The organism is Nostoc sp. T09 (assembly GCF_002154695.1).
In the GTDB taxonomy this organism is placed as follows: Bacteria; Cyanobacteriota; Cyanobacteriia; order Cyanobacteriales; family Nostocaceae; genus Aulosira.
In genome coordinates, this window is record NZ_MTAV01000089.1 from 17,235 (window position 1) to 40,642 (window position 23,408).

15 protein-coding genes are annotated in these 23,408 nt (G+C 43.9%); 10 read left to right on the forward strand and 5 right to left on the reverse strand.

Annotation, left to right across the window (positions count from 1 at the left end; genetic code table 11):
• Positions 1-270: 270 nt before the first annotated feature.
• Complete coding sequence (gltB, locus tag BV372_RS18590; RefSeq protein ID WP_086687977.1) at positions 271-4,998, reverse strand: glutamate synthase large subunit; 4,728 nt, start codon at positions 4,996-4,998, stop codon at positions 271-273.
• Positions 4,999-5,729: 731 nt separating this feature from the next.
• On the opposite strand from gltB, the gene BV372_RS18595 reads away from it, so the two are divergent.
• The 9 genes from BV372_RS18595 (at position 5,730) to BV372_RS18640 (ending at position 15,180) form a co-directional block, all read left to right on the forward strand.
• Positions 5,730-7,745, forward strand: coding sequence for a phosphodiester glycosidase family protein (locus BV372_RS18595; RefSeq protein ID WP_086687978.1), 2,016 nt, complete (start codon positions 5,730-5,732; stop codon positions 7,743-7,745).
• Positions 7,746-8,031: 286 nt separating this feature from the next.
• Positions 8,032-8,460: a cupin domain-containing protein gene (locus BV372_RS18600; protein ID WP_086687979.1), complete on the forward strand. Its 429-nt coding sequence runs from the start codon at positions 8,032-8,034 to the stop codon at positions 8,458-8,460.
• 230 nt (positions 8,461-8,690) lie between these two features.
• On the forward strand, positions 8,691-9,038 hold the full coding sequence (locus BV372_RS18610) for an iron-sulfur cluster assembly accessory protein (RefSeq protein ID WP_086687981.1): 348 nt from the start codon (positions 8,691-8,693) through the stop codon (positions 9,036-9,038).
• Positions 9,039-9,161: 123 nt separating this feature from the next.
• Complete coding sequence (gene rpsL, locus BV372_RS18615; protein WP_086687982.1) at positions 9,162-9,545, forward strand: 30S ribosomal protein S12; 384 nt, start codon at positions 9,162-9,164, stop codon at positions 9,543-9,545.
• Positions 9,546-9,931: 386 nt separating this feature from the next.
• The gene (gene rpsG / locus BV372_RS18620) at positions 9,932-10,402 is read left to right on the forward strand and encodes a 30S ribosomal protein S7 (protein ID WP_086687983.1); all 471 of its coding nucleotides are present in this window, start codon (positions 9,932-9,934) and stop codon (positions 10,400-10,402) included.
• 139 nt (positions 10,403-10,541) lie between these two features.
• The gene (gene fusA, locus BV372_RS18625; protein ID WP_086687984.1) at positions 10,542-12,620 is read left to right on the forward strand and encodes an elongation factor G; all 2,079 of its coding nucleotides are present in this window, start codon (positions 10,542-10,544) and stop codon (positions 12,618-12,620) included.
• A 22-nt stretch (positions 12,621-12,642) separates the two neighbouring features.
• On the forward strand, positions 12,643-13,872 hold the full coding sequence (gene tuf, locus BV372_RS18630) for an elongation factor Tu (RefSeq protein WP_086687985.1): 1,230 nt from the start codon (positions 12,643-12,645) through the stop codon (positions 13,870-13,872).
• Between the two features lie 133 nt (positions 13,873-14,005).
• A complete protein-coding gene (gene rpsJ / locus BV372_RS18635; RefSeq protein ID WP_010998474.1) occupies positions 14,006-14,323 on the forward strand; it encodes a 30S ribosomal protein S10 in 318 nt (105 codons plus the stop codon).
• Between the two features lie 206 nt (positions 14,324-14,529).
• On the forward strand, positions 14,530-15,180 hold the full coding sequence (locus BV372_RS18640) for an LON peptidase substrate-binding domain-containing protein (RefSeq protein ID WP_086687986.1): 651 nt from the start codon (positions 14,530-14,532) through the stop codon (positions 15,178-15,180).
• A gap of 20 nt (positions 15,181-15,200) precedes the next feature.
• Here the strand turns inward: BV372_RS18640 and pheA are convergent, their stop codons facing one another.
• A complete protein-coding gene (gene pheA / locus BV372_RS18645) occupies positions 15,201-16,070 on the reverse strand; it encodes a prephenate dehydratase (protein ID WP_086687987.1) in 870 nt (289 codons plus the stop codon).
• 395 nt (positions 16,071-16,465) lie between these two features.
• Here pheA and BV372_RS18650 point away from each other — a divergent pair, with 395 nt between their 5' ends.
• Entirely contained in the window at positions 16,466-17,053 is a 588-nt protein-coding gene (locus tag BV372_RS18650; RefSeq protein ID WP_086687988.1) for a DUF1997 domain-containing protein, read from the forward strand.
• A gap of 191 nt (positions 17,054-17,244) precedes the next feature.
• On the opposite strand, the gene BV372_RS18655 is transcribed toward BV372_RS18650, so the two are convergent.
• The 3 genes from BV372_RS18655 to BV372_RS18670 all read right to left on the reverse strand — a co-directional run bounded on the left by BV372_RS18655 (position 17,245) and on the right by BV372_RS18670 (position 23,260).
• Positions 17,245-17,910, reverse strand: coding sequence for a ribonuclease HII (locus BV372_RS18655; RefSeq protein ID WP_086688050.1), 666 nt, complete (start codon positions 17,908-17,910; stop codon positions 17,245-17,247).
• Positions 17,911-17,918: 8 nt separating this feature from the next.
• Positions 17,919-20,045, reverse strand: coding sequence for an Rne/Rng family ribonuclease (locus tag BV372_RS18660; protein WP_086687989.1), 2,127 nt, complete (start codon positions 20,043-20,045; stop codon positions 17,919-17,921).
• A gap of 551 nt (positions 20,046-20,596) precedes the next feature.
• Positions 20,597-23,260, reverse strand: coding sequence for a TIGR03960 family B12-binding radical SAM protein (locus BV372_RS18670; RefSeq protein WP_086687991.1), 2,664 nt, complete (start codon positions 23,258-23,260; stop codon positions 20,597-20,599).
• Positions 23,261-23,408 lie beyond the last annotated feature (148 nt).

The window sequence follows — 23,408 nt, forward strand, 5'->3', positions numbered from 1 at the left end:
ATTAATTACAAATTAAAAGAAATTTGGTATACAAATTGACTAAATAATTCAGTTAATTTAAGTTGATAAAAGTAAAATACCCCACTTTGCCTTCAGGTATTGGCGTTAGCCTTCCCGAAGATGAAGTGGGGCTTTAACTTTTCTGGGAGAATTATCGACCTAGGACGGGTGAGAGGCTTATACAATCCAATTTTGTTGAATAGGAAAGAGAACCACTCTAGTCATTAGCCATATCTGATTTATTAATGACTAATGACTAGCGTCAATATACTAAACTGTGCTCAACTGTTTGATTTGGGGATTTGCTTCTGGACTGTCAGCCTCAGAAGGCGGTACTAATTGCCAGAACTTCGGTAAAAATTCCTGCCAGTTTTGCAGAATCATTTTTGCTTTTGGCGAACCAGTGCGATCGCAATGGGTTTGAATTAATTCTTGCAATTGTTTCTCACCAGCTTCTGTACTTACCTGCTGAATTTTGACAATGTCCTTGTTAACTAAGTCCGGGAAGGAACCGTCTTCATCCAAGAAGTATGCCAGTCCGCCAGTCATCCCAGCCGCTACGTTGCGTCCTACTTTACCGAGGACGACAATCACGCCACCAGTCATATATTCACAGCAGTGATCCCCAGCACCTTCAATGACTGCTAACCCTTTGGAGTTGCGTACAGCAAAGCGTTCTCCCGCTAAGCCATTGGCAAATAACACCCCACCAGTAGCACCGTAGAGGCAGGGATTGCCAACTATCACATTTTGTGCAGGGTTATAGGTGGCACTAGCTGGAGGTTTGATGATGATTTCACCACCGTGCATTCCTTTGCCTACATAGTCGTTGGCTTCTCCTTCCAGCCGGAGAATCATCCCAGGAAGGTTGAATGCACCAAAACTCTGCCCTACACTACCTTGGAAGTTGAGATGAATTTGTCCTGCAAAGCCGTTATCGCCATATTTAGAAGCGATCGCTCCTGCTAATCTAGCACCTACTGTTCTGTCGGTGTTGACGATTTTTAAGGTTTTGGCGATCGTAGACTGGTGACTAATGGCAGCTTGAATATCTGGATCGGCAAGCAATTGGTCATCTACAACTACACCGTTGCTATGAACTTCTTCATGCACCAACCAGCTACGGTTATCTTTGGTATCTGGTAGCTGAAGTAAGCAGTTGAGATTGAGTGATTGGGTTTTGGTGAGTTTGACATCCTCACGCAATTTCAACAAATCTGCACGTCCAACTACTTCTGATAGCGAACGGTAGCCTAGTTTCGCCAAGAGACTACGCACTTCTTCAGCAACAAAGTAGAAGAAGTTAACCACATGTTCTGGCATTCCGGAGAACCGTTTCCGCAGTTCTTCTTTTTGGGAAGCGACACCTACAGGGCAGTTATTTGTATGGCAGATCCGCGCCATAATACAGCCTTCGGCAATCATAGCGATGGAGCCAAAACCGAATTCTTCACCGCCCATCAAGGCACCAATTATCACATCCCAGCCACTCTTGAGACCGCCATCTACACGCAAAATCACGCGATCGCGCAGGCTGTTTTGCATTAGCACACGATGTACTTCGCTTAAACCGAGTTCCCAAGGTGAACCAGCGTGTTTAATCGAACTCAGTGGTGACGCACCTGTACCACCATCATGCCCAGAAATCTGAATGATATCGGCGTTAGCTTTGGCTACCCCAGCTGCGATCGTCCCAATCCCAATTTCTGCTACTAGCTTCACTGATACTTGAGCTTTGGGATTGATTTGATGCAAGTCAAAAATTAGCTGCGCTAAGTCTTCAATCGAGTAAATATCATGGTGTGGCGGTGGAGAAATCAAAGTTACACCAGGCTTTGAGCGCCTTAACATCGCAATATAAGGGCTTACCTTCGGACCAGGTAGTTGTCCACCTTCCCCCGGCTTGGCACCTTGAGCGATTTTGATTTCAATTTGCTTGGCGCTGGCCAAGTAACCTGGTGTGACACCAAACCGTCCCGATGCAACTTGTTTAATCGCACTAGAAGCAGTGTCACCATTCCGCAATCCTTTTAAGTGCGGGAGGGTGGGTGAGTGACCAGATTCGTCTACATCATCTAAAACTTTGTAACGTACAGGATCTTCGCCACCTTCACCAGAGTTGGATTTACCGCCAATTCTGTTCATGGCGATCGCTAAAGTTTCATGGGCTTCTCTTGACAAAGCACCCAAAGACATACCACCAGTGCAGAAGCGTTCCACAATCTTGCTGATTGATTCAACTTCTTCTAAGGGGATTGGTGAGCGATCGCTTTGGAAGTCTAGCAAGTCGCGTAAGGCGGTGACTGGTCTACCTTGGAGGTGCTGTTTGTAAACCTCGTAGTGGTCGTATTGTTTCCCATCTACAGCTTTATGTAGTGCTTTTGCTAGTTCGGGGCTATTCATGTGGTACTCGCCGCCGCGACGGTACTGGACAAAGCCTAAGTTTTCTAACTTTTTAGTTGTTAGTTCTGGGAAAGCTTTGTGATGGAAGGAAAGTATTTCAGTGGCTAGTTCGCTCACACTCAAGCCACCGATACGGGAGGCTGTACCCTGGAATCCCAGTTCTAACAAATCTCCACCAATCCCAATGGCTTCAAAGATTTGTGCTGCTTGATAGCTAGAGAGTAAAGAAATTCCCATTTTGGAGAGAATCTTCAGCAAACCAGATTCTACTGCTTTGCGATAGTTGGCTAAAGCTTGCTCTAGGGTGATGCTGGAAATCTGTCCCCTAGTCATAAACTGTTGGGTTTTGGGATCAGACCACCAATCTCTTACACTGTCCAAAGCCATATAGGGGCAAACTGCACCCGCACCATAGCCAATCAGACAAGCAAAATGATGAGTACTCCAACACTGGGCAGTATTGACAATGAGGGATGCTTTCATCCGCAACCCTTCACGGATTAGGTGATGGTGTACAGCACCTACCGCCAACAGCGGAGGAATGTAGCTGTATTCGGTTCCCAAGGTCGAGCGATCGCTCAATATCAAAATCTTCGCACCTGCCCGCACCGATTCAGCCGCTTTAGCTTGCAAAGACTTAACTGCTGCTTTCAAGCCTTCTGGGCCTGTGGCAATTTCAAATAGAGTTGACAATTCAGCAGTGGCAAATCCTGAAAGTTTAATCGCCTCTAATTCTGTCTCGGTCAGTACTGGCGACTCTAGTTTGATTCTGCGAGCATACTCTGGCTTGGCTTCTAATAAGTTACCTCGTTCACCCAGTTCCACCTTCAGCGACATAACTAGCTTTTCCCGTAAGGGATCAATGGCTGGGTTTGTCACCTGTGCAAAGCGCTGTTTGAAATAGTCATAAAGCAAGTGGGGTTTTTCTGACAACACTGCTAGGGGAATATCATCTCCCATACAGAAAGTTGGCTCTGAACCTTGCATAGCCATTGGCTGAATCACCATTTCTACATCTTCTGTGGTGTAGCCAAAGGCAACTTGATGTTGCAGCAAGTTTTGTCTATCAATTTTTCCAGTTGTTAGATGTCCGTTGTCAGTTGCAGAATGGCCGTTACCATTGTTGTTATTTGCCCTATTTCCATTCCCATTGGTAGCTGAAGTATGATTATTAACCAATTCTTTTAGTTCTTGGCGATGCTGTCGCAACCATTCTCCATAAGGGTGCTGTTTAGCAATGCGCTGTTTAATTTCCCAATTCTTCAGTACTTCATTGGTGGTTAAATCCACGGCAATCATCTGTCCAGGTCCCAGCCTGCCTTTTTCAATAATGTTAGCTTCTGGGAAATCTACTACGCCTGCTTCCGAAGCCACAACGATGTAGTCGTCCTTGGTGATGGCATAGCGAGCTGGTCTTAAGCCATTGCGATCTAATGTCGCACCCACTTTTTGCCCATCGCTAAAGACTAAAAGTGCTGGACCATCCCACGCTTCTTGCAAGCCGCTGTAATATTCGTAGAAATCGGTAATCTCTGGATAGTTCTGTAAAGAAGGCTGATTTTGGTAAGCCTCTGGAACCAACATCATCAAGGCTTCCAAGGGACTGCGTCCAGAACGCACCAATAATTCAAATACGTTATCTAAGGTGGCAGAGTCACTATTGTCAATGTGAACTAATGGCTTGAGTTCGTTAATGCGAGTCTCCTCTGGAGAGGCTGCGCCAACGCCCCATACTGGATGATCTAAACTAGCTTCCCGTGCCATCATCCAGTTGATATTGCCTAACAAAGTGTTGATTTCGCCGTTATGACCCAACAACCGCATTGGTTGGGCTAAAGGCCACTTAGGCATGGTGTTGGTACTAAAACGCCGATGATAGACAGCAAAGGCACTTTTGTAAGCTGGATTTTTTAAATCTTGATAAAAATCTCCTAACACCGCAGAACGTACCATGCCTTTATAGACAATTGTGCGGTTTGACAAGGAGCAAATGTAAAAGTCCTCGGAGATGTTTTTTGCAGCTTTAAAAATGCGACGTCGGGTAATATACAATTGCCTTTCTAGTTCTTCACCACTGTTGTTTGCAGAAGATAGAAAAACTTGTTCGATTTCGGGTTGATTTTCTTTTGCTTGTATCCCTAATGAATTTGGCTGCACAGGTACTACTCGCCAGCCCAGTACAGTTAATTTCTCCTCAGCCGCAATTTGCTCAACCATTGCTCGGGATTTTTGCGCTGCTTCATGGTCTTGCGGTAAGAAGATCATTCCCACAGCTAAATTGCTAGTGGATACAGCTTTTATCCCTGTTTGGATATAGTCTTCTTGGAACAACTCCCAAGGTATCGCTGTCAATATGCCTGCACCATCACCTGAGTCTCGATCGGCACTGCAACCACCCCGGTGTTCTAGGCAAGTCAAAGCAGCTAAAGCTTTGTCCACAATTTCATGGCTGGCAAAATTCTGGCGATGGGCGATAAACCCTACACCACAAGCATCTCGTTCCTCAACTAACCATCTTTGCCCCTGGTAACTATCCCTTGAGTCAGTATCTGAAAATGTCATTTTCTGCACTTGATTCATTGGTTTATTATGCATAGCCTGTTCCTGAAATGCTGAGTTACGAATTTTGCCGCTGCTTGTGAGAAAAATTTCTCAGATTGCGCAATGGAGAAAAATAGAATCACCGAAATTTAAGGAAAAAAAAATTTTAACTTCGGTTTTACGTTTTGATTCACCCGTGTTAAAATAATCGCGTTATTTTTTTATGTGTTTACGCTGAGTTAGACAAATTACCTTTGCCCTAATAGCTTTTTATTTATATCGTGAAGCTAAGTTTTTTCTCAATTCTTGACCAGGTGACACCTATTTTTCAGGTAAAGCTATTTATAACTAACCCTGAAACCAAAGTTGCCGAAATTACCCCGATCAGGTAATAAAGTTCAGACTATTACACTATATGCCCATTTGACAATTCCTAAATATCTCTGTTGTTATCTAGATTTTTGTTGATTTTTATTGATTGCCACTTGCGTTACTACTAGCTATACCTCACTTAAGTAGCAACAGTAGCAAACATCAGTGAGGAGGGAATATTTTAATCCAGCCTTGATTACCAAGACTACCATCCTGGGCTGCTGGAAGTGCCAGTTAAAACACTGAGTTGCAGTGCTTTTATGAAGAAACGCTTGTTTGTTTCTACAAGAGATAACAAGCCACTCTATATAATATCACGTTTCTCCAAAGCTCAGATCATTATTTTTTAAGAATTCTGAATCATGAGTCAATCTAGATTCTGGGTAACAGCTTTCCAAAATACCTAGCAAATAATGTTGAAAATGCCCAACTGTGAGCGACCAAAATCCCGCAATCATCCTGTCAATCAAGGTCATTGCCGAGTCTTTTGGACTAATATCTCGCCAATCATTGCTACAGCACTGTGTTTATATACTACCAGTGCTACTAGCGCTCAGCAGTTACCCACGCTTACCATACCATCACCAACCCTAACGTCCCAAACGCCGAAAGTTCCTATCCCTAAGGTATTGGCCTCTGGTAATCAAATTTCGCTCAATGGTCGGATTTTGCCAGGAGCTTGGTTGCAGCGACCTGGAAGTGGCGATCGCTTGACAACTCATCTTAGTGACGGAGCACTCAGGCAATTAATCGGAGTAGATTTATTAAATACCAACAATCCTGCTAGACAACCAGTAGAGTGGTTTTCGCCAAGTACAACGCCACAGGTTTTATCCGCTTCGCTGCAAAGAGGATATCGCTATCTAGATATTACAAATTTTACCCAAGCAGCAGGATGGCAGATCCAAGCCAATGGCAACATTTTGGCGATTGCGACTCCAGCAGCAATAGTCAAAGATATCCTTCAGAGCCAACAACCTGTGGGCAATCGCATCTTTGTAGATTTAGATCGCCCAACACCCTGGCAAGTGTCACAAGAGTTACCGATCAAAAGTCCCCCTGACCCTGATACGCCAACTCCTAAACCCTCTGGACCTCCGAATAGAGAGTGGAAAATTACCCTAGATGGAATAGCCGACCCCAGCTTGATACAACGGTATACTCCTCTCCCGGCTGCACCGTTACCGACAACGCCACTACTAAATCCACTCAAACAATTATTGCCAGATCCAGTTTCACCAGCACCCACTCCAGAACCTTTAATTAAGCAAGTGGAGGTAGTCAACAACCAAACCGTGATTCGCCTCAGCGTACCTTTTGGTATGGCTCCCCGGATTACTACTCTTGCTAACCCCAATCGTTTAATCATCGATATTCGTCCTGATGCATTGGTAGAGAAGAATATTGCTTGGGCTAAAGGATTGCAATGGCGACAGCAGTTTTTCAATTTAGGCACAGAACGTTTTCCCATCGTCTGGCTAGAAATTAATCCCCGCGCCTTTGGATTAAGACTAAAACCGATTAGAAGTAACCTCGATACCCTGGCTGGTACTGCTCCCTTAATGCAAACAGCACCAAAGTACTCAGCAGCAGCAGCAATTAATGGCGGTTATTTTAATCGCAATAATCGCTTACCTTTGGGTGCAATTCGTCAGGATGCTCAGTGGGTGTCAGGTCCAATACTCAACCGCGGAGCGATCGCTTGGAATGATTCAGGGCAATTTTACTTCGGCCGTCTCACTTTAGAAGAAACTTTAATTGCTCCTAATAACCTGCGATTGCCAATTCTTTATCTCAACAGTGCTTACGTTCAAAGTGGTATTGCCCGTTACACCCCAGTTTGGGGACCAGCTTATACTCCCCTAACAGATAACGAAATCATCCTTACCATCCAGAAAGGCCAAGTTATCAATCAGTTAACAGGTGGTAAAGCAGGCCAAACCAGCCTTCCTATTCCCCAGGATGGCTACCTACTAACTTTACGCGGTAATGCAGTGAATGCTGCTGCGCAATTACCTATTGGTACTGCACTTAGCATTACCAGCACTACTGCTCCTAATGACTTTAGTCGTTATCCCAATATCATTGGTGCAGGGCCATTACTGGTCAAAAATCGTCAAATTGTCCTTGATGCTAAAGACGAAAAATTCAGTGATGCATTTATTGCAGAAAAAGCAATTCGCAGCGGTATTTGCACAAATACCACAGGTAATTTGATGATTGCTGCCGTGCATAATCGTGCTGGCGGTCCTGGCCCTACTTTGGCGGAACATGCCCAACTAATGAAACTTCTAGGTTGTGTAGATGCTCTCAATTTAGACGGTGGTAGTTCTACCAGTCTTTACCTGGGAGGACAACTGATTGATCGTTCCCCTAGTACTGCTGCACGTGTCCATAACGGCATTGGTATTTTTTTGGAACAAAAGTGATCAGCAATTAGATCTTGGGCATGGGGCATTTGTGATTATTTTTGTTGTCTCTCCTTTTGCCCCAGTTCGTTTTTAAAGTTGAGAATAAGCTGGCTTTTGGTTGATGAAGAATTGGTATAGAGGCAGTGGTTTTATCAGTGGTCTTTTACACCATAGAGGTTGATTTTGCTATGTTTGGCAAAGTGCGACTCAAGTACTCATTTTCGCTACTGCACGATAACGCCAGATTTTTGATCAATGGTTCATAAAGTACAGACGGTTTGTTATGTCTTCAAATGAGGTCACTATGGTTCAATTTTCAGAAACAACACAAACTAATACTCTGCCCTTGCATTCAGCCATTACTTCCCGAGGCGTTGCTGCAACTGAGTTACGCCCTTGGGGTTCTTTTACAGTTTTAGAAGAAGGGCGCGGATACAAAATTAAACGCATCGAAGTTAAGCCCGGACACCGCCTCAGCTTACAAATGCATCATCATCGTAGCGAACACTGGATTGTTGTTTCTGGTACAGCTAGGGTAGTTTGCGGCGAAAGAGAAGTCTTGTTGAGCAATAATCAGTCTACTTATGTACCTCAGTGTACAACTCATCGTTTAGAGAATCCTGGTGTAATTCCCTTAGTGTTGATTGAAGTCCAGAATGGCGAATACTTAGGAGAAGACGATATTATCCGCTATCAAGATGATTATGCTCGTACTGGCGATCAAAGCCGTTAAGTCGGAATTGAATATTTAGCAGTATTCTGGTGTCATAAGTTTTTTTCAGATCATCCCATCCTTGAAAAGGGGTGGGATTTCGCGTCAATGGTCATTTGGCATTGGTCAATAATAAAGTACATGTCTAAAGTTTTCATTTTGAATTGTTTGTCTTTCTTGTCCCCATTACCCTTGATGCCAAGGCATCTGTAATACTGGAAGATGGGTTTGAAATTTTTAAAATAAATTCTATGATTCAATTAAGTCCAGCAGCTACAAGTGAAATTCAGCGATTAAAGTTAAAGCAGCCGCAAAAGGTCTTGTTTCGATTAGCAATTAGACAAGGTGGTTGTTCTGGCTGGTTTTATGATATGTCTTTTGATCAGACAGTAAAAACTGGCGATCGCGTTTTTGACTTGAGTGCTATCCAATTAGTCGTAGATGCAGAAAGTTTAAAATACATTAATGGGTTAACAGTGGATTATTCAGAAGATCTCATGGGTGGAGGCTTTCGTTTCCACAATCCCCAAGCGATCGCTACCTGTGGCTGTGGTAATTCTTTCGACTTTAGTCAAGCATCAGGGGTGAATAATCAGTAGTAAAAATAGCTTTTCAATCGTAACTGAGCAAATGACAAATAATAATTGACATGAAACCTTAAAAAAAGTTATAATTAGGATTTGTTAAAACTTAGACACTAAGCAGCTTACGCGCTGTAACTCATGCCAACAATACAGCAGCTCATCCGTAATGAACGCGAAAAAGCGCGTCAGAAAACCAAATCTCCAGCTCTGAAGCAATGCCCCCAACGTCGGGGGGTTTGTACCAGAGTATACACAACTACGCCTAAAAAGCCTAACTCAGCACTACGTAAAGTGGCAAGGGTAAGGCTTACTTCTGGATTTGAAGTTACAGCTTACATTCCAGGCATTGGTCACAACCTGCAAGAACACTCAGTTGTGATGATTCGTGGTGGTCGGGTTAAAGACCTACCAGGCGTGAGATACCACATCATCCGTGGAACCTTAGATACAGCCGGAGTCAAAGACCGTAAGCAAGGTCGCTCCAAGTATGGAACCAAGCGTCCAAAAGAAGCGAAAAAATAGGAGCTAGGCGGTTAATCGCATCAAAGTACGATTAATCGTCTAACCTAAAAGCGCTCAGGGACAAAAAAACTGGCATTTGCGATCGCCGCATTAGTTATAGTTCTTGTGTCTGTGTCAACAAATCAAGATCCTGCACTAAGCGAGCAAGTGTAGGAACTTTTAATCCGAATCGTATTTAAGTGACAGCAACACTTTAATGTAGATATTAAGGTTTATTATTGTTGTCGCCTTGTTTATCTGGTAGCAGGTAACAAGTGAATTAGGTTTACCTGGCTGCATCTGTAAAAGAAAAATTGAGGAAGTCTGAGCGGCGGTTCGTACCGCTTTTAGTTTCCGGTGTCTGATAGCATATAATTTCGTTGCCAAAACCGAATTAAGGGTGAAGTATGTCTCGTCGTGGTGTTAGTCAAAGGCGCCCAGTTCCGCCTGACTCAGTTTATAATAGCCGCTTAGTTAGCATGATCATGCGGCGAATAATGCGTAGTGGTAAGAAATCTCTGGCCGCACGCATTGTTTATGATGCCTTAAAAACAATTGAGGAACGCACTGGTAATCCTGCGTTAGAAACCTTTGAAAGAGCGGTGCGGAATGCAACGCCTTTAGTAGAAGTTAAAGCTCGCCGAGTTGGTGGAGCCACTTACCAAGTACCAATGGAAGTGCGTTCAGAACGGGGTACTACCCTAGCACTACGTTGGCTGGTACAATTTTCTCGTTCTAGACCCGGACGCACAATGGCCGGCAAATTAGCTAATGAGTTAATGGATGCTGCCAACGAAACCGGAAATGCCATTCGGAAGCGGGAAGAAACACACCGTATGGCAGAAGCCAACAAAGCCTTTGCTCACTATCGTTACTAAGTCTAGAAGCGATATATCGTCTACATTACAGCGATATATCGTGGATTTTCAAAAAACAGACGGTTTTCCGTAAAAGTATAGAATCTTAACAAAGAGTAATATACAAGATATCATGAGGCAAAAACTATAGGAGGCTACTGTGGCACGTACGATCCCGCTAGAGAGAGTACGCAATATCGGTATTGCGGCGCATATAGATGCGGGCAAGACAACAACAACAGAGAGAATATTGTTTTACTCTGGGATAATTCATAAGATTGGCGAAGTTCATGAAGGAACCGCCGTCACAGACTGGATGGAACAGGAGCGGGAGAGAGGGATTACCATCACTGCTGCTGCTATTAGTACCAGCTGGAAAGATCATCAAATAAACATTATCGATACTCCAGGTCACGTTGACTTCACAATTGAAGTTGAACGTTCCATGCGCGTGTTGGATGGTGTAATCGCCGTATTTTGTTCTGTAGGTGGTGTACAACCCCAGTCAGAAACAGTATGGCGACAAGCAGACCGCTATAAAGTGCCGCGGATAGCCTTTATCAACAAAATGGATCGCACAGGAGCGAACTTCTACAGAGTTCATGAGCAAATGCGCGATCGCCTGCGAGCTAATGCTATTGCCATTCAACTGCCAATTGGTAGTGAAACCGAATTTAAGGGCATCGTTGACCTGGTACGGATGCGTGCCTATATTTACAACAACGATCAGGGAACAGATATTCAGGAAACTGATATCCCCGCTGAATTGCAAGAGCAGTCAGCAGAATACCGCACCAAACTCATAGAAGCGGTAGCAGAAACAGATGACAATCTGATGACTAAGTACTTCGAGGGCGAAGAACTTACAGAAGCGGAAATTCAGACTGCTCTGCGGAAAGGAACAGTCGCAGGTACAATTGTACCAGTGCTTTGTGGCTCGGCATTTAAAAATAAGGGCGTACAGCTGATGCTGGATGCGGTAGTAGATTACCTGCCAGCACCAATTGATGTCCCCCCAATTCAAGGCACATTGCCCAACGGTGATACAGTTGAACGTCGGGCCGATGATAACGAACCCTTATCTGCTCTGGCATTCAAGATTATGGCTGACCCATATGGTCGCCTAACCTTTGTTCGGGTTTATTCTGGTGTCCTGAAGAAGGGTAGCTACGTTCTCAACGCTACTAAGAATAAGAAAGAACGGATCTCCCGCCTAGTTATTTTGAAAGCAGATGAACGACAAGATGTCGAAGAAATGCGAGCTGGTGATCTAGGCGCAGCGTTGGGTTTGAAAGATACCTTAACAGGTGACACCATTACTGATGAAGGAGCGCCAGTAATTCTGGAATCTCTATTCATCCCTGAGCCTGTAATCTCGGTGGCGGTTGAACCCAAAACCAAGAACGACATGGATAAACTATCCAAGGCTCTGCAATCCCTCTCAGAAGAAGACCCAACCTTTCGCGTCCACGTCGATCCGGAAACTAACCAAACTGTGATTGCAGGGATGGGAGAGCTACACCTGGAAATTCTGGTAGACCGGATGTTACGTGAATTTAAAGTGGAAGCGAATGTTGGTGCGCCGCAAGTAGCTTACCGCGAAACAATTCGTAAACGAGTCTCCAGAGTAGAAGGTAAATTTATCCGCCAAAGTGGTGGTAAGGGTCAATACGGTCACGTTGTGATCGATTTGGAGCCAGGAGAAGCAGGCAGTGGCTTTGAATTTGTTTCTAAGATTGTTGGTGGTGTCGTACCTAAAGAGTACATTGGCCCCGCAGAACAGGGAATGAAGGAATGCTGCGAATCTGGCATTTTAGCAGGCTATCCGTTAATTGATGTCAAAGCGACTTTGGTTGATGGGTCTTACCATGATGTAGACTCTTCAGAAATGGCTTTCAAAATCGCCGGCTCTATGGCGTTGAAAGAGGCGGTATCGAAAGCAGCGCCCGTCCTTTTAGAGCCTATGATGAAAGTCGAGGTTGAAGTTCCAGAAAACTACCTTGGCGATGTCATGGGTGACCTCAATTCCCGTCGTGGGCAAATTGAGGGTATGGGGTCTGAGCAGGGTCTTGCTAAAGTGACTGCTAAAGTACCATTGGCAGAAATGTTTGGCTACGCCACCGATATCCGGTCTAAGACCCAGGGTCGGGGCATCTTCTCAATGGAGTTTAGCCACTACGAAGAAGTGCCTCGCAACGTGGCTGAGGCAATCATTGCAAAAAGCAAAGGGAACGCTTAATTAAAAAAGGAAACAAGCATTCATGGCACGCGCAAAGTTTGAAAGGAATAAACCCCACGTTAACATCGGTACTGTTGGCCACGTTGACCACGGTAAAACCACATTAACAGCTGCTATCACCATGACCTTGGCAGCAATGGGCCAAGCTGTAGCTAAAGGCTACGACCAAATCGACAACGCCCCAGAAGAAAAGGCGCGGGGTATTACCATCAATACTGCTCACGTTGAGTACGAAACCCAAAATCGCCACTATGCTCACGTAGACTGTCCAGGACACGCTGACTACGTGAAAAACATGATCACTGGTGCAGCCCAAATGGATGGAGCCATTTTGGTAGTGGCTGCTACTGATGGTCCTATGCCCCAAACCCGCGAACACATCCTGCTAGCAAAACAGGTAGGCGTTCCCAGCTTGGTTGTCTTCTTGAACAAAGAAGACCTGATGGATGACCCAGAACTCCTAGAGTTAGTAGAACTAGAACTGCGAGAGCTGCTTTCCAGTTACGATTTCCCTGGTGACGACATCCCCATTATCAAAGGATCGGGTCTACAAGCTTTAGAAGCAATGACCAAGAATCCTAAGACTCAGCGTGGTGAAAATCAGTGGGTAGATAAAATCTACGAACTGATGGACGCTGTAGACTCCTACATCCCTACTCCAGAACGGGCTGTTGACCAACCCTTCCTAATGGCGGTAGAAGACGTGTTCTCCATCACAGGTCGTGGTACTGTTGCTACAGGTCGGATTGAACGCGGTAAAGTGAAGGTCGGTGATGTTGTAGAGCTGGTGGGCATTAGAGACACCCGGAACACCACCGTAACCGGGATTGAAATGTTCAAGAAGAGCCTCGAAGAAGGTATGGCTGGGGATAACGCAGGTGTACTACTGCGCGGTATCCAAAAAACAGATATTGAACGGGGTATGGTATTAGCTAAACCTGGTTCGATTACACCTCATACTCAATTTGAAGGTGAAGTATACGTTCTGACAGAAAAAGAAGGTGGTCGGAAAACCCCATTTTTCTCTGGCTATCGTCCCCAGTTCTACGTACGAACAACAGATGTAACCGGCACTATCAAAGCTTTTACCTCCGATGATGGCAGTGAAGCAGAAATGGTCATGCCCGGCGATCGCATCAAGATGACTGTAGAATTGATCAACCCGATCGCAATTGAGCAAGGAATGCGCTTTGCCATTCGTGAAGGTGGTCGTACTATCGGTGCTGGTGTTGTTTCTAAGATCCTCAAATAGCACTTTTTAGTCCTAATAAAAAGGAGCAGAGATGGCACAATAAGTCTCTGCTCCTTTCTCTTCCCTTTCTTGAAGAAATATCTATTCTTCAATATCCATTCTCTTAAATTAATCAGAACCTAGAAAACTAAAGATGGCAACTCTACAGCAGCAGAAAATTAGAATTCGCTTACAAGCTTTTGACCGTCGCTTATTGGATACATCTTGCGAGAAGATTGTAGACACAGCTAACCGCACTAACGCCACAGCTATAGGGCCGATTCCTTTACCAACAAAACGTAAGATTTATTGTGTGCTGCGATCGCCTCACGTAGATAAAGATTCCCGAGAACACTTTGAAACTCGCACCCATCGCCGGATTATTGACATTTATCAACCTTCTTCTAAAACTATTGATGCGCTAATGAAGTTGGATCTCCCATCAGGTGTAGACATCGAAGTTAAACTTTAAAGCCATTAGTCATTAGTTATTAGTACCTAAACAGATGACTAGTGGCAATGGGCAGATGCCTTTTATTAGTATCAAGATTTACATTGCCCTGAAGAATCTATCTCAGGGCTTTTTATTAGCTAGAAAACAAATGATAGAATGTAAACAAATTACGGGAGAAGCAGAGAATTTTAAATCTTAAAGATTATATTTATACCTAAGTAACTATGACATCCTCTTCTAGAATTGCTGTTCGCGAACTACCTCTGTTCCCGTTACCTGATGTAGTTCTTTTTCCTAGCAGACCATTACCCCTGCACATATTTGAATTTCGCTACCGAATCATGATGAACACGATTCTAGAAAGCGATCGCCGATTTGGTGTTTTGATGGTCGATCCAGTCAAAGGTACTATTGCAAACGTTGGTTGTTGTGCAGAGATTATTCATTACCAGCGGTTGCCAGATGATCGGTTGAAGATGTTAACTTTAGGACAACAAAGATTCCGTGTTTTAGAGTACATTCGCGAAAAACCGTATCGAGTAGCTCTAGTTGAGTGGATTGAAGATCAGCCACCAGCAAAAGATTTGCGGCCTTTAGCTTCTGAGGTAGAACAACTGTTGCGAGATGTTGTGCGTCTTTCAGCTAAGTTAACTGAACAAAATATTGAATTGCCAGAAGATGTACCTGATTTACCTACAGAGCTATCTTATTGGGTAGCAAGTAACCTTTATGGTGTTGCCGCAGAGCAGCAGTCATTATTGGAAATGCGAGATACTGCTGCTCGTTTAGAACGGGAATCAGAAATCTTGACTTCTACTCGGAATCACTTGGCAGCGCGTACCGTTCTTAAAGACACATTTAACCAGAAATTATAAGTTATCTAGTCAACTGACTGTTAAATTGTGATCGGTAGAATATTATAGCTGCCAAAAATTTTTAATATTTCTGTGTAAGTTTTTAGTTCTGCCAAAGCAGATTGCATTTTTATCGTAGTGGCATCTGCTTCTAGATCGATGAAAAATAAATATTCTCCTAGAGAGCGCTTTGTCGGGCGAGATTCAATTCGACTGAGGTTCATTTCTAGTTGTGCAAATATCTGCAAGGCTTTGACAAGTGCTCCAGGTAGATTAGCAGGCAAACTAAAAGCTAGCGAGGTATGAGTACTGGTTGTCGAAGATCTGTGCTGTGAATTATCTGTCTGAGCTTGACTTACCACCCAAAAGCGGGTGCAGTTTTCTGGATGATCGTTTATACCAATAGCAAGTGTAGGTAGGTTGTAGAGTTCAGCTCCTCTAATAGATGCGATCGCAGCAGATGTGATGTCTTGCTTGAGTAGCTGCAATGCTTCGGTTGTAGAATTATTAGGAATCAGCTGTACAGTGGGGAGATACTGCTCTAACCATCCTTGACATTGTGCCAAAGCTTGTGGATGTGAATAAACAGTTTTAATGCTATCTAAACTCGTCGCGCAGGAAATTAAGGTATGGGAAATGGGCAAGACCAAAGCTAACTGAATTCGCAAACTATCTAACAACCACAGCGTATCCATTGTCATGGTCACACTGCCTTCAAGAGAATTTTCCACTGGCACAACCGCTAACTGGGTCTTTCCTTGAGCAACGGCTTGGAGTGATTGGGCAATGCTGGGATAAGGGCATAAAGTAGCTTCAATTCCTGTTGTTTGCTTTAGCCAGTTAACATAAAAAACGGCTGCTTGCTCTGTGTAAGTTCCAGGAGGACCCAAATGTGCGATCGATAATGTCATGTTTTTAGCTTTTAGGTACGATTTTGATTTGGAAAGAAAAGTTACAGAGTTATGATTTTTGCTTTGGGCAAATTACGCGCTGCCAAAAGCAGTTTTCTGCATATAGATTGCTTGTAAACTGTTGCTAAATCTTTCGCAGGATTGATGAATCATTTTACTATTTGGCAGTACCTATTTGTGTACATATTATTTATCTCTTGTCAATAAATAGTTTTAATTAGTAATTAAAAATTTTTCTAACTAAAGATAGTAATGAGATTATCAAGTTTTTGCTCATAAACTATCGCTAATGAGCAAAAATAATTTTTATAATTCAAAAAATTTAAACTTTTATGCAAGTAAATTTAATTTATTAAAAAATATTAAAATTAAACAACATACATATTTATTTACTCATGCCTATCCGGTTTACGGCCTCTCAATCGGTGGAAATAGCTGTTCCTAAACAGCCTATTCCCATTCAGCACTACTTGCGTCAGCCTCAACGTCTAGTTAATGCTTTGGTTGATACTAATCGCATTCAGCAACTTTCTGAGGAAGTATTTCGATTGAAAATGCGTCCTCTAAGTTTTATGTCACTGAGTATTCAACCAACTGTAGACATGAGAGTTTGGGCAGAATCTAATGGAACTATAAATTTGCAATCTGTAGGTTGTGAAATTTTAGGTTTCGAGTATATCAATCAACGTTTTGCTCTAAATTTAAAAGGGAATTTATCACCATCTCAACACAGCACAGGGACTCGCCTGCAGGGTAAAGCCGATTTAGAAGTACAAGTGGAGCTACCACCGCCATTTTCCTTCACTCCCAAACCAATTTTAGAGGCTACTGGTAATGGTTTACTCAAGAGTGTACTATTGACAGTCAAGCAACGACTGTTACATCAACTCCTAGCAGATTATCGCCGTTGGGTGATCATCCAAACAACAGAACAAGGGCTTAATGATGACAGTGTAGAGTTGCCAATCTTGAATATAGAGTAATTCTTTGATGGTTTAGCATCAAGTAATACCAATGTAAAAAATGATAGCAACGGATACAATCTCAATCTAAAATCCAAAATTACATAACACGGTTGGGACTCTTACCTTTTAATAGCTAACCAAGGCTTGGCGTAACGAAAGCTCCCTTAGACAATTTCTAAGCCATGAAAGCCGAAGAACTCAGTGGCTCTTCAGCATTTAATTTGGCAAGGACGAAAAGACTTGCGGTGCAGGGGTGAGGGTCCGTATTCTTGCAGCGCTAGTAAATGCTTTTGGCTACCATAACCCTTGTTACGTGTAAGATCGTACATTGGGTACTTTGATGCTAGGCGCAGCACTAGCTCATCCCGCCAAACCTTAGCCACAATACTAGCTGAGGCAATATTTAGCGATCGCTCGTCTCCTTTGACTATTGTTTGTTGCGGTAGTAACAAGTCTTTTATCGACTGATTACCATCAATTAAGCAGAGTGCAGGCTGTACGTTCAGTTTTAGCACAGCCCGCTTCATTGCCAACAGTGTTGCTTGCAAAATGTTTATTCGATCGATTTCAGCAGTGGAAGCGAAGCCAATCTTCCAATCTACTGCTAATGCACAAATTTGTTGTGCTAGTTGTGTTCTGCGAGAACTAGACAGCTTTTTACTATCTTTAATTTTAGCCGCTACCAGTTCTGTCCAAGCACGATCTGGTAGTATGACTGCTGCCGCAACCACAGGGCCAAACAGAGCACCTCGTCCCACTTCATCTACACCCGCCATCCCTGAAGTCCCTGATAAGGCAGACAACTCCAGCCAATTGAGTTCGCTTTGGGGTTGAAACGACCAAATATCTGCGGCAGTTTGCTCTGTCTCCATCATCATTAAAGTTAACTATCTTCTATGGTAGAGGTGCTTTCGTCTACCGCAGAAGAGCGCCGACGACGGCGACGACTAGCAGAAGAAGCGCTATTGGCTTCACTTTCATCCGCGATCACGGTGAATCCTGATGGTTCAATTACTGGTTGAGGTGAAGATACTGGTTGAGGTGAAGATTTCTGTTCTAGATCAAGTTGTGGTGTAGGTAGTTTGACCACACTAACTTCGCTGCTGGTTCTCTCAAAGCTAGTTGCATCTAAAGCCGATTCACTAGACGGAGTTGGAAGCTGCCCAGGTTGAATAATATTAATAATCACAGACTTGGGATTTTTTACTTCTCGTTCTAGCTTCACTAAGGGAGAAACTCCCATTAAAGCAAAAACATCCTGCTCCTCTAGCGTCATTTCTACAGTCCTAATCTCCGGTGGTTCTACCACTGGTTTGACTGGTTCTGCTTTGGTAACTTTAGTTCGCTCTACTCTTTCACTCCACCCTTGTTTGCTCAGGCTCGGTGCAGGTATTTCTGGTGTTGTAGCTAGTTCACTATCAGCATCAATATCCAAATCTGGCTCGTTGCCAAACGTTAGTGGATTGTTAACAACCCGAGATTCATCTTTGCCATTCGGTCCACCAATGCCAATCCGACTACGACGGGTACGGGTACGGCGCTTGTTATGATCGCTAAGTTCTTGATAACTGGGATGATTCATGAGATTCAGGGCACCCAAGTCAGACTCGGTATCGAATGATTCCCCAAATCCATCGTAAGTTTCCCGTGGCTCCGAAGTGCGGGCGGCTGGCAGACGTGGTTCTCGTGGTTCTCGTGTTTCTCGTGTTTCCCTATGAGGCAGAGATACAAAACGCTCAGGAATTTCTGTTGGTGTTGGCAATCTGCTTTCAGTTTCTCCAGGCAGACGCACTGTATGTCCTAAACCACCACAAGTAGGGCAAGTGTCACCAAATAATTCGTAAATATTTTGACCTTGACGCTTACGGGTTAGTTCTACTAAACCCAGCTCGGTGAGTTGAGCAATTTGAGGACGAGCTTTGTCCGCTTTCAGTGCTTTGTTAAAGTGCTCTAGAACTTGCAGTTGATCGCGACGCGATTCCATATCAATGAAATCTACAACGATCACCCCAGCGATATTCCGTAGACGCATCTGACGGGCAATTTCTGTAGCAGCTTCACAGTTTGTCCACAGTACTGTTTCTCTCGCTGTTGCCGAACGTGTAAATGAGCCAGAGTTAACATCTATGACCGTTAATGCTTCAGTAGGCTCAATAATGATGTAGCCTCCAGAAGGTAAGTCTACCCTTGGTTTTAGGGCTTCTCGAATGGCGGCATTGATGCGGAAGTATTCTAAAATTGGAGAGCGATCACGATGATGGTCAATTAACAATCCCTGCGGTGTTTGACCTCCACTCCAGTTTTGCAAATACTGTTTTACCCGTTTCAAACCAGTACTTGAATCGACAACAATTCGATTTACATCCGCGCCGTACATATCTCGCAACACGCGCTGAATAAAATCATCATCCCGATTGAGCAATGCTGGGGCACGGGTGGAGTGGGCTTCCTGTTGAATTGCTTCCCATTGCCTTTGCAATACTTCTAAATCTTCAATAATTGCTTCTTCTGGCTTACCTTCCGCTTCCGTGCGCACTAGTAAACCCATCCCTGCGGGTTTAATCAAAATTGCCAGTGCCCGCAAGCGATTACGTTCACTTTCACTTTTAATTCGCCGAGACAAATTCACACCCCTGCCATAGGGCATGAGTACTACATAGCGTCCTGGCATAGTAATGTTACCTGTGAGCCTTGGTCCTTTTGTCCCCGTTGGCTCTTTCATCACTTGCACCAAAACTTTTTGCTGTGGTGCTAATAATTCTGTAATTGCTGCTGCTGTGCGTTTGAGCTTTAAGGGTCCTAAGTCAGTCACATGAATAAAACCGTTGCGCTCTGGGTCGCCAATATTTACAAAAGCTGCATCTATACCAGGTAATACATTTTCTACTACACCTAAGTAGATATCACCAATCTGGTGATGACCTGTGGCTACAACAAGTTCTTGTATTTGATCTTCAGAAAATACAGCAGCAATCTGATGCTGTTCCGCGATGATAATTTGCTTTGGCATTCAATTCCCTCAAAAATTGGCGGCACCGATGGGTAAAGGAGGTTTATTGTGCCTGTCTCCCCTGCAAACCCCAAAAGGTGCGGCTGGTAATAATAATTGTGAATCTAAGCTCAGAGTTAAAGAGCTATTGATACGGAAAAAAGCGTTTAAACGCCTGATTATTTCACAAAGGCTGCATATGTTTAAGCAATTGAACCAACCATCTATGGTTGATTTTTGATGCTATACCCTCACCATATAGGGATTAGGTATTCAGCAGTTGTTTTAAAAGCATAGAGGAAGAGTTGCCGACGGAGCCTGTTGTAAGTTACTAATTCACTAGGTAGCTACAGAGAGAGTGTGTTCTTTAACCTGCCTCAGTTTATCTGGGATAAAATCCTAGAAGTTGCACTCAAATATCTTTGCTTTTCCCCCTGACAGGGTAGTGAACCAGCTGAATCAATGCAGCGCCAGAAAATTTCTCTTCATCTCATTCTAACGCAACCTTACCAAAAATCAATTCCCACGATGTGTTCCATCAAGGCAACTACTAGCAAGCTGCCCTTGATGGATTATATACCCAAAACTAGCCGATTGCGCTGGATATGCGAGAGATTAAACTCTAAGCCAGCTACTATTTCTAGCATAAACAGAATTTGTTCAGGACGCAATAGTACACCATCAGGACGACAGCTACCCACATAACGCAGGATAGCTGTTGAATCGGCTTGAGTATCGTTGGTTGTGACTAATTCAAGTTCAAACAAGCGATCGCGCAGATTTACCAATTGGCTTTTACCTGACTTGGTGATTTGTTCCCATCTAAATTCGTCTTTAGCTTGAATTTGCTCGATCCAGTTTTGCCATTGTGCAGGTGTTGCTGCCCCAATTGCTGACACAGTAATTAAATATTCTGCTGCCACAATCGCTTGGCTAGCTGCTGGAGCTTTCAAATCCAATTCAACGACATTATATATAGGGATGTCTGTGGGCAACTCCCGAACTAGATGTCCTCGGAAAGTTTCCATATCCACTGGCTGAGTTAACTCAAAATCAACTATTTCACCCCTGCTAGTAGCGCCCAAAGCTAATGCATTAGCTACGGAAATACGCGGAGTAGGATGAAACCCACCAGTAAAAGCCACTGGCAAGCCTGCTCGGCGCATCACTCTGTCAAATAAGCGAAGCAAATCTAAATGGCTGACCAAAGCCATGTCTCCCTGTTTGCCAAACCAGACACGCAAGCGTTGCACTTTGTTTGTATTAGGGACAAATTCACCAGCAAATTTTGGAACAGTAGGCGGCTCGATGACGATATTATGTCCAAAATCTACACCACAGACACCACAATGAGAACAACCATCAAAAGAACAGTCTGGTACTATTGCGGCTTCTAGGGCACGTTGTAAATCTTGCTTCAGCCAGTTTTTGTCAATTCCCGTATCAATGTGGTCCCAAGGTAAGGAAGTATCAAGGGCGGTGTCAGGAGATAAAGATACGGAAAGATGCGGGGACGCAGGGATATAGCTCTCCGTGTCTGTGTGTTCCTCTCTCCCCGTGTTTTCTTTGTGAAACAGATTCCATTTACCCTTTTCTACTTGACGGTATTTCCAATCTAAACCGGCTTCAGCGATGGCAGACCCCCAAGCTGCAAACGCTTTATCTACACTTTCATACCAAGAATCCATGCCTGCACCCAACTCCCAAGCACGGCGTACTACCTTCCCTAAACTGCGATCGCCTCTACCTATAAAGTCTTCCATTGCTGAAATGCGGATATCAGTAAAATTCAGCTTTACTCCTTTTATCCGCCGAAATTCTTGCCTGAGCAGCTTTTGCTTCCGCTCAAATTCAGATGTAGAAACCGAGTGCCATTGGAAGGGTGTGTGGGGCTTGGGAGTAAAGTTAGAAATTGTCAAATTAAAGTTTAGAGGCCTTCTGCCTTTTGTCTGACACTCTCGCTGTAACCAGCTTACCGTTTCTGCAATGCCTACTACATCGGCATCTGTCTCACCAGGTAAGCCAATCATAAAATACAACTTGATTTTATCCCAACCTTTCTCCCAGGCTGTTTTTACACCCCGTAGCAGTTCTTCATTAGTGAGTCCTTTATTGACAATGTCCCGCATTCGCTGGGTTCCAGCTTCTGGGGCAAAAGTCAGCCCTCCTTGCCTTGTACCACCAAGGATGTTAGCAATATTTTCATCAAATCTGTCTACCCGTTGGCTAGGGAGAGACAGGGTAATATTTTCATTTTTTAAACGATTTTTAATTTCCATCCCTACTGCTGGGAGGGATAAATAATCCGAACAACTCAGGGACAGCAAAGAAAACTCATTGTAACCAGTCGCTCGCATTCCCGCTTCAATTGCTTCTACTACCTTTTCTGGAGCTACATCCCTTGCTGGCCGAGTCAGCATTCCTGGTTGACAGAAGCGACAACCACGAGTACAACCACGCCGAATTTCAATTGTCAAGCGATCGTGTACTGTTTCTACATAGGGAACTAGGCCAATGGAATAAGCTGGGATGGGTATAGCTACTCGGCGCAGAATTCGTTTCGGTACATCTGACACTAAAGGATGAACTGAACCATCCTCTACCATTTGATAAAACTGGGGAACATATACCCCAGGTATCTGTGCCAAGTCCAGCAGCAATTGTTTCCGGTTAAATCCTGCTTGTTTGCCTTCTTCCAAAACCAAGCCAATTTCTGGCAATAGTTCTTCACCATCTCCCAAGGCTACAAAGTCGAAGAAGTCAGCGTAAGGTTCAGGATTTGAGGTTGCCGTTTGTCCTCCAGCAAAAATTAAGGGGTAATTCCCCTGTGTCCGTTCTTGCCATGTTAAGGGTATACCTGCCAAATCCAACATTTCTAGAATATTGGTTGCTCCCAGTTCATAACTGAGACTAAAGCCTAAAATATCGAATTCTCTTAGCCAGCGTTTAGATTCTACTGCAAACAAAGGTGTATTTGTTTGGCGTAGTTTAGCTGACAAGTCTGGTCCAGGTAGGTAAGCGCGATCGCATAACTGCCGCGGCTGGGCGTTCAGAATGTTATAGAGAATGATATGCCCTAGGTTGGATGATCCAACTTCATATACTTCTGGATAGGTTAATACCCAGCGTATTGTTGCTGTTTCCCAAGGTTTGTGTACTGCTAAGCGCTCATTACCTAGGTAACGCGCTGGCTTTAAAATATCCGATGTGATTAATTTTTCAACTGCAACAGCCACTGTGCTATCTTCTAGCTCACTTAATTACAGCTACTCACCTCCAACCATAGCATTGATTAGGTCTTTCCACAGAATTGTTTGCGGCAACTTACCATTCTGTTACATATTTGTTCCAACCCTAATATATAGCAGCATTCCTCGCCTGCAT